The organism is Xanthovirga aplysinae, assembly GCF_009711365.1.
GTDB lineage: Bacteria > Bacteroidota > Bacteroidia > Cytophagales > Cyclobacteriaceae > Xanthovirga > Xanthovirga aplysinae.
Genome location: NZ_SMMB01001040.1, coordinates 1 through 6,912, shown reverse-complemented (window position 1 = coordinate 6,912; position 6,912 = coordinate 1). Strand labels below are relative to the sequence as shown.

At 37.3% G+C, this 6,912-nt stretch carries 3 protein-coding genes; 2 read left to right on the top strand and 1 reads right to left on the bottom strand.

Going from position 1 to position 6,912, the window contains the following annotated elements; genetic code table 11:
- Both E1171_RS11165 and E1171_RS11160 read left to right on the top strand, forming a co-directional pair.
- A partial coding sequence (locus E1171_RS11165) for a T9SS type A sorting domain-containing protein (protein WP_222931471.1) occupies positions 1 to 3,027 on the top strand: 3,027 nt, incomplete at its 5' end.
- A gap of 370 nt (positions 3,028 to 3,397) precedes the next feature.
- The gene (locus tag E1171_RS11160; protein WP_155206087.1) at positions 3,398 to 4,798 is read left to right on the top strand and encodes a phosphatidylserine decarboxylase family protein; all 1,401 of its coding nucleotides are present in this window, start codon (positions 3,398 to 3,400) and stop codon (positions 4,796 to 4,798) included.
- 229 nt (positions 4,799 to 5,027) lie between these two features.
- Here E1171_RS11160 and E1171_RS11155 read toward each other — a convergent pair whose 3' ends face one another.
- Positions 5,028 to 5,582 carry a hypothetical protein gene (locus E1171_RS11155; protein ID WP_155206086.1) on the bottom strand — a complete coding sequence of 185 codons (555 nt, stop codon included), beginning with the start codon at positions 5,580 to 5,582 and terminating at the stop codon, positions 5,028 to 5,030.
- Positions 5,583 to 6,912 lie beyond the last annotated feature (1,330 nt).

Here is a 6,912-nt window from a genome sequence, read left to right as displayed (position 1 = left end):
GAAGGTGGTTGGGAAGAGATGAATGAAACGGTCAAATTGACGGCATCGGACGGTGAAGCTAATGATCATTTTGGTTATTCCGTGGGTATATCGGGAGATCAAGTGGTGGTAGGAGCTTATCTGGAGGATGAAAATGGTGAAAATTCAGGTTCTGTCTATGTATATGAAAAACCAGCAGATGGTTTGACAAGTATAAGCCAAACACAAAAAGTAGTATGTCCGAATTTTTATACTAATGAGGATGATCAATACGGTGTATCTATTTCCATGGATGGAGATTATGCCATCATAGGAGTCCCTGGTCAGGAATTGGTGTTGGTGAATTGGTACAATGGCAATAGTTGGGTAAAGCAGGCCAGACTGACTGCTTCTGATGGGGATCCTGGCGACCATTTTGGGTATTCCGTGAGTATATCAGGTGATCAAGTGGTTGTGGGGGCTTATGGGGATGCTGACAATGGATCCAATACCGGCTCGGCCTATGTATTTAAAAAACCAGTAGATGGTTGGGTTGACATGACTGAGACTGCTAAGCTGACGGTGTCAAACGGAGCTCAAGACGATCATTTTGGGTGTTCTGTGAGTATTTCGGGCGATCAGGTGGTGGTAGGAGCTGATGGGGATGCTGAAAATGGTGAAAATTCCGGCTCGGCCTATGTATTTGAAAAGCCTGAAACTGGTTGGGAAAATATGACTGAGACGGCCAAGTTGTTAGCTGAAAATGGGGCAGCTGACGATCGTTTAGGTGTTTCAGTGGATATATCCAGTGATCAAGTTGTAGTAGGGGCAATTGGGGATTCGGAAAGTGGGATAAACTCCGGCTCGGCCTATGTGTTTGAGAAACCAGCAGCTGGATGGGTCAACATGACTGAGACCGCAAAATTAAAAGCTTCAGATGGTGCTGCTAACGATTATTTTGGTGTTTCAGTGAATATTTCAAATGATCAATTGGTAGTAGGGGCACATGGGAAGGCCGATAATGGAGTAAATTCCGGTTCTGCTTATGTATTTGAGAAACCTGGAGCTGCTTGGGGAAATATGACGGAGACGGCAAAGCTAACAGCCTCTGATAATGGTGTTGATGATAGATTTGGTATTTCTGTGAGTATATCCGGCGATCAAGTGGTGGTAGGAGCTTATGGGGATGCCAATAATGGGATAAATTCGGGTTCGGCCTATGTTTATGAGAAGCCTGAAACTGGTTGGGAAAATATGAGTGAGAAGGAAAAGCTGATTCCCTCTGACGGTGCTAAGGGAGATTGGTTTGGCTATTCAGTAAGTAATGTCGGAAATCAGTTGGTAGTAGGAGCTCCTCATTCGAAAGCTAATGGGTATAATTCGGGCTCGGCCTATTTTTATAAACCTTGTTTGGTATTAAAGCAACCAGAGGACCAGCATCTTTATTTAGGAGTTAATTGTAAGATTTCATTACCCGAGTATTTCCCTTTAGTGGAAGCCCTTAGTAATTGTGGAGGAGCCCTGACTTATGAGCAGAACCCTGATGTAGGGGCTGAAATAAGTGAATCAACCCTGATAACGGTAACCGTGAGTGATGGGAATGGAAACAGTGATTTCCGTGAATTTTCTGTCATTGTGGAGGACAATAGTTCACCAAAACTGGAGCAACCTTCAAATCAGACGCTCTCTTCTGATTCCAATTGCAAGGCCCTATTGCCTGATTATAGTGCCCTTCTGAATGCTAGCGATAATTGTAGTGCTACATTGATTTATGACCAGAATCCTATTGTAGGGACTGAAGTAAGTGGGTCAACCCTGGTAAAGGTTACAGTGAGTGATGAGAATGGAAATAGTGATTACAAGGAGTTTATTGTGAACGTGGAGGATAATGTCCAGCCAACCTTGGATCAACCTTCAGATCAAACCCTTTCTTCTGTTGTAGATTGCCAGGCCCCATTACCTGACTATGGTACACTTTTGAATGCAAGTGATAACTGTAGTGCTACTTTGACTTATGCACAGGATCCTGAGGTAGGGACTGAAGTAAGTGGATCAACTCTGGTAAGAGTTACCGTGAGTGATGAGAACGGTAATAGTGATGGCCGGGAGTTTACCGTTACTGTTGTTGATGATGGTATTCCAACCCTTGAGCAGCCTTCCAACCAGATGATTTCTGCCTTTGCAAACTGTCAGGCTTCATTGCCAGATTATAGCTCTTTGCTGAATGTAAGCGACAACTGTAGTGCTACATTGACTTTTGTTCAATCTCCTGTTGTGGGAACCATAGTAAATGGAACGACTCTAGTAAGAATAAATGTGAGTGATGAAAATGGTAATAGTGATTATCGGGAATTTGAGGTTACAGTAGTGGACGATGATTCCCCCATACCAGATGAATTCAGTTTGATAACATTAAGTGACGAATGTTCACAGAGCTTACCAGAGGCCCCTACAGCTACAGATAATTGTGGGGGAACTATCAAGGGGACAACGGATACTTCCATTTTTCCTATTAAGGCTGTAGGGAGCACCGAAATTGTGTGGACATTTACTGACGAAAGCGGGAATAGCAGTGAGCAGACACAACAAGTAGTTATAAGTGGTATCGAAAGTGGAGTGTTCCAAAGTGATAACCACCTTAAGGCCAATGTGTCGGGTTATAGTTACCAATGGTTGGACTGCAATAATAAGAAGACCCCAATAGAAGGGGCAAGGAGTCAAAGCTTTACTCCTACAGAAAGTGGAAGTTATGCTGTTGAAATTAGCAATGGAACATGTAATGTCATTTCCACATGTGTAGATTATCTGATTTTGGGCACAGATGATCCGGAGCTTTTGTATGGTATTAATATTTACCCAAATCCAACACTGGATCGTTTTCAAATTGATAAGGGACAGTCTACCCAAATCAGTATTAGGGTTTTGGATATTCGTGGAAAAGAACTGATGAAGAAAAAATCTAAAGGCCAACAAACTCCTATTGATCTTAGTAGGTATCCATCGGGTATGTATCAATTGCTTATAGACAATGGGGAAAAGCAGTGGGTGCGAAAAGTATTGAAGCAATAAATTTAATTTTTATTATAGTTGGCGGCCTCCCTACAAGGGAGGCAGTTTTTTTTTCTTGACAAGGGTCCACAGAATAATCCTTCATTAAGGCTCTCCTTTGGGATAAGGTTTTTCAAATATTGGAAACTTGTGCATTTAATTATAGTCCTATACTTTTCTGATTTTTATCATTATATAATAAAATGTTGGAACAATCACATTTCATTTGCCAAAGTTAATTCTTCAAGAAGTTTGATTTTTCTATCAAGTATACTTAATGGGAATGCCTGTTCTTTGTTTAAATATATCCGGTGAAAATAAAAACTAAAAGGATAAATGGCATGTTGTAGCTTTTGTGAAATCACCTATAATTATTTAAGAAATAGGTAATATGGCCAGAAATCAAAATCAAAAAATAGAAAAGAAATCGACAAAACATAAGAAATTCCCTTCGAACTTTGAGGTAGCCTACAAGAGGCGTTTTGGAGTGATTTCAGGTTACTTGCCTAAGGAAATAAAATATATTGGGAAATGGCTGAGTAACCTGGTTAAAAAAGCGGCTAAAGAAAAAAAGGAACAAGGAAAATCCTATGAACTCGCAGAATCCATTAAAAATATGGAGTTCCTTCTTGAAAACAATCCCCAATTGAAAGAGAAGGTAAATACCATGATTCATCAAGGCCTCAATATTCATCACGAAAAAGAACCCCTTGTAGAATATTGTATTGAGACCATTTCCGATATGTTGATGACAATGAATTACATTATTGGGAGAGCCCCAAGATTTGAACCCGAGTTAAGTCATTCTACCTTTCCCATGTCAGGATTGTTTGTTTATATGATGGCAACGAATACGGGGTGGGAGGTTTTCAGGGATCCGGATTTCAACACTTGTCTTAGAAATATTTTGCAGGCATGGTGCGACTATCTTGATTCCCCAGATTCACTGAATGTAATTACAACCTCTTCTGATGGTTGGTTGAGTCCTTATGCGGTTAAAAAGAATAAGCTTTCTGAGTTTGTCAATGAATCTCAAATAAAGAGAGATCCGGTTCATTGGGGATTCAAATCATATAACGATTATTTTCACAGACAAATTATTGACATAACCCGTCCTGTTGATGGGGTATCGAATCATATAATTGGTGGTAAAATTCAAGAGAGAGATAATAAAAGAGTAATAGTATCAGCAAATGATGGTACGGTTTACCGAATAGCAAGAAAAGTTAAAAAAGAAACAGATTTTGAAATTAAGGATCAACCCTACTCCCTGGAAAATATGCTTGACAATCGCTATGTGGGTTATTTTGTTGGAGGAGATGTGTTTCAGACCTTTTTAAATGAGAATGATTACCACAGGTGGAGATCACCTATTTCCGGCACAGTTGTGTATCAAAAAGTGGTACCGGGATTTTTGTTTTCTGAACTTCAAATGGAAGGTTGGGATCCAACGGCTGGGACATATTCTCAAGGTTATGAGGCAAATGTAAACACAAGGGGTTTGATATTTATTGAAAGTGATGACCCTACTATTGGAATGGTGTGTGTCATGCCAATTGGAATTACCGAAATTTCTTCCGTAAATATACAGGTAAAAGCTGGTCAACAAGTGAAAAAAGGAGAGGAGCTAGGATGGTTTAATTATGGGGGCTCAAGTATGTGTCTCATTTTTAAAAAGGGAGCCATTGCACAATTTACAGTGTCGAATCCCCATGAAGATAATGATTTTGATGATGGTCCTTTTGTAAGAGCTAACGCACAAATTGCCATTGCTAATTCATCTAAATTCTAAGCGACACAGGAATCACAATAAAAAAAGGGCGTGTCCTTCGAAAATCCTTTTTAGCAGTTGTTGAATTCTAGTTGTTAAAAATTGGGGCTTTTATGCCAAGCTTTATAGATTTTAGTAGATGGGTTATTCAGAAAGAATTATGCCATGAGTAAAAAGCTTCAGGGAAGAAGGGGAATTCTAAAATAAATCAAATTCCCCTACTATTGGGAAGAGCAAGCTTTTGGAAAACTTAATTAAATAAATAGGCTATTCGCTTTTGAGAATCGGGTCTTCCGATAACAAAATTGGCGTAATCCTTTACCGGTTTGAGTGCCCCCTTTTTAATAAACCCTTCTCCATAAGGCATACAAGTAGACCAGGACCCGGAGGGTTTGCAATTTTCCAGGTTATCTATCTTGATTATGGTATGATCGCCTGTGGTAATGACGCAATATTTATAAGCCTTTGCTTTCTTCAAGACTGCTTCCATATTTTCTTTATTTACTGGGATTATTTTTTGAGCTGAAGTTTGTGCAATCTCTTGAAATTTTACGATGGGATTTCCATTGCTCTCCTTTTCTAAATTACTTACGTCATTTAAAAAGGCAGTAACCAAATTGTTTTGTTCTTTTTCCAGGCTTGTCTCTTTTATTGGTGAAGTAGATGCTTCCTTAACTTCTTCTTGGGAGTTTGTTTTTTCATTCAATGATTTGGATTCTTCTATGTTATTTTTTGTTGTCTTTTCTTTTTCTGAAGTACAGCTGAATGAGATAGCTATTAATAACAGGAAAACAATTTTTTTCATAGTAAACAGGATTTTTATTTAGATTAATATAAATAATAAAAGAAGATTTTTATTATTTAATTGAGAGGCAATTTTAGTTAAATTTAATGATCTTTCTAGTAGTTTATTGCCATAATAAATTGCCCTGAGGTCTTTTGTTGGCTTTTTATAATATTTTTTTGAAAAGGTATTTAAGAAAATTATCCATTCATTAATTATTTTATGAATAATTATTTGTAAAAAAATATTTCTAAAATGGATAACGTTATTAGATGTTTATAAGAAAGGAGGTAGCATTTTACTTCTTTGAATTTAACCAAAGAATAAAGTGGTTTATCATGTCTTGAATCCTATCAATTGATTATTGGCTTTGGAGATTATTAGTAATAATTTGGGATGTCAAAATGAGGGACTCCCATGAAGTATCAATACTCATGTATTTGGAAGTAAGGAAGTAATACAGAAAGTTATCTGAAGAATGTAACGGATACTTCAATACGATGCCTGTTTATCTCCATAAAAAAAATCATCTTTTTTATCTTTCTACCATTATTAAAATATATTTGAAAAGTGATAGATAAGGTATTGGTGCTTTCAAAACCTTATCTATCCTGTCTATATTAATTATTTTTTTTATTTGATATTTTTTGTTAATGTACCTTTTAAACACTAGATCAACAGCTCTTATTGGGTTAATATTTTTTATGCTTTTGGCTGGGTGTGCTGGATCTCCTAGAATAAAATCACATAATCGTTATTCCAGGTCCACAAGGGTCATGGTGGATAAAAGTCGGTATAGGAAATATAGGAGGCAAGTATTGAAGAAGCATAAAAGAAGGGGGCGAAAGAAAAGTGGACAAAATTAAGATAAAATTCGAGTACAACTCTTTTGTTATTAATTCCCTCTCACTTTTGTAGAGGGAATTATTAGTGGATTATTTAAAAACATTGATTAATTCGGAAGCTTATTTTATCGGTCAGGTTTATAGCTCAACTTAGCTGAAATAGTTAAAATAAAATTAATAGGGGTGAAACATGGGAGAGCTAAGGTGGAAGCTTTTCTGTCGTGTGTCTACCTCAGGTCCTCTCAATTTTACCAATCACCCTGTTAATTTTTCTTTTTTCTGTTTAATAATTCCCTCCTCAATGGGAGGTTTTCCCTTATTATTTAACCTGACGTTTACTTTGATAGGTATCAAAATTTCTTGGGAAAGTTGTCTTTTTTTGGCATACTCTTAATATTTGGGATGGGCCTTTTTTGGAAGAAATCCCCTAATTTTATGACCCAAATTTGAAAATATTGGCTAATATTATTAGCTTTTTTTGAATAAATGGAATTGTTTAGTTTTTT

Excerpts from the sequence above, each read along its gene's own strand:
- E1171_RS11160 (WP_155206087.1), top strand. The coding sequence starts at position 3,398 with ATGGCCAGAAATCAAAATCAAAAAATAGAAAAGAAATCGACAAAACAT.
- E1171_RS11155 (WP_155206086.1), bottom strand. The coding sequence starts at position 5,582 with ATGAAAAAAATTGTTTTCCTGTTATTAATAGCTATCTCATTCAGCTGT.